The following is a 2,264-nucleotide window of genomic DNA, read 5'->3' on the forward strand; positions in this document are numbered from 1 at the left end:
ACTTGTACAGAGAGTTTTTACTTTTTAATTAATATAAATTAATAGCTCTTTTATGTTAAAGTATCAATTATTTGAGAACTTTGTCAATTCTAATAAAAACCTTTCTCATGAAAAGAAGATTTATATTTATAGTTTTTCTAACAATAACTTTATATATGACTCAAGCTGCAAATCCTTTTTTCGGGAAGTTTAAAACTCCCCGAGAAACCGCACCATTCGACAAGATAAAAATAACAGATTACGAGCCGGCATTTCAAGAAGGTATTCGTCAACATCAAAAAGAAGTAGATGCAATTGTCAATCAGCGTTCTACACCTACATTTGAGAACTCAATAGAGGCATTAGAACGATCAGGAAGTTTACTGAACAAAGTATCAACCATATTTTTTGCTGTTTCTGAAGCCGAAGGCAACGATGAGATGATGGCTATTTCTCAAAGAATCTCGCCTATCCTCTCAGAACACGGCAACAATATCAATCTGAACGAAAGATTATTCGAACGGGTCAAATTCGTTTACGACAAAAAAGGAGAATTGGATTTATCGCCCGAACAAATGGCCCTATTGAACGATACTTATGAAAGTATGGTGCGCAAAGGCGCTAACCTGAAAGGAGAAAATCGGGAAAAATACCGTAAACTCACAACCGAGCTAAATCAATTGACTTTGACATTCGGACAAAATCTGCTTAAAGCGACAAACAGTTTCGAAATGCTATTGACTAAGCCTGAAGAATTGGACGGACTTCCTCAAAGTGCAATAGATGCAGCGGCATTAATGGCTCAAAACAAGGGGAAAAAAGGATTTCTCTTCGATCTTTCTTATCCAAGCTATGGCCCGTTTATGCAATATTCGGCACGTCGGGATTTGAGAGAAAAAATGTATCGGGCATATAACTCACGCTGTCAGACCGGAGAGTTCGACAATACACAAATCGTGAAACGTATTGCTGAAGTCAGGATGGAAATCTCCAAATTGATGGGAAAAGAGAATTATGCAGAGTATACATTGGAACGCCGTATGGCAAAAAACAGCCGAAATGTATATAACTTGCTAAATCAGTTATTAGAAGCATACAAACCTGAAGCTTTACAAGAAGTTAGAGAAATAAAAGGTTTTGCAATCGGTATGGAAGGTAAAAACTTCGATCTGATGCCATGGGACTGGTCTTATTACTCAGATAAATTAAAAAATGCCAAATACGATCTTAACGATGAAATGCTGAAACCTTATTTCGAATTGAATCGAGTAAAAAAAGGTGTATTCGGTTTAGCAACACGTTTATACGGTCTCAAATTTAAGAAGAACAATAAAATTCCCGTATATCATCCAGAAGTAGAAGCTTTTGAAGTTTTTGATGCAAATAATAAATATGTAGGCGTATTATACACAGATTTTCATCCTCGAGCAACCAAAAGAGGCGGTGCATGGATGACCGAATATAAAGGACAATGGAAAGATGAGAATGGAAAAGACAGTCGCCCCCATATTACTATCGTTATGAATTTCACTCGTCCGACAGCTGACAAACCGGCATTATTGACTTATGGGGAGGTCGAAACCTTTTTGCATGAATTCGGTCATTCTCTACACGGTTTATTGGCAAACTCAACTTATGCATCTCTTTCCGGAACAAATGTATTTCGTGACTTTGTAGAACTGCCTTCTCAGATTATGGAAAACTGGCTTTCCGAAAAAGAGTTTCTCGATACATTTGCCTCCCATTATGAAACAGGGAAAAAAATGCCGGCAAAACTAATCGAAAAGATAAAAAAATCAAGACAATATAATGCGGCTTATCTCTGTTTGCGTCAATTATCTTTCGGATTTCTCGATATGGCTTGGTACACACAAACCGATTCCATCGAAAACGTTATTGAATTTGAACAAAAGGCAATGGCTCCGACCCAATTATTACCAATTGTCGACGGAACCGGAATGAGCAATCAATTCGGACATATTTTTTCAGGAGGCTATGCTGCCGGATATTACGGATATAAATGGGCTGAAGTTCTTGATGCAGATGCATTTTCTTTATTTAAAGAAAAAGGTATCTTCAATCGAGAAATTGCCGAATCCTTTAGAAAAAATATTCTCGAAAAAGGAGGTACAGAAGATCCGATGGAATTGTATAAACGTTTTCGCGGACATGAACCTTCTATAAAAGCATTGATGCAACGCGATGGTATTCTCAACGAATAATCCAGCATTTTTCATTAGTGTCCACTAAAAAATCATAGAAGTTCTTTGAAATTATTGAAATTC

General features: G+C 36.9%; 1 protein-coding gene. It reads left to right on the forward strand.

Annotated elements, in window-relative coordinates:
• The first annotated feature begins 107 nt into the window (after positions 1–107).
• Positions 108–2,201, forward strand: coding sequence for a M3 family metallopeptidase (locus AC1WHX_RS11980; protein ID WP_302545445.1), 2,094 nt, complete (start codon positions 108–110; stop codon positions 2,199–2,201).
• The last annotated feature ends 63 nt before the right edge of the window (positions 2,202–2,264 follow it).

The organism is Coprobacter sp. (assembly GCF_982436375.1).

What these genes read in the sequence shown, in the direction of transcription:
- AC1WHX_RS11980 (WP_302545445.1), top strand. Translation starts at nt 108, where the DNA reads ATGAAAAGAAGATTTATATTTATAGTTTTTCTAACAATAACTTTATAT.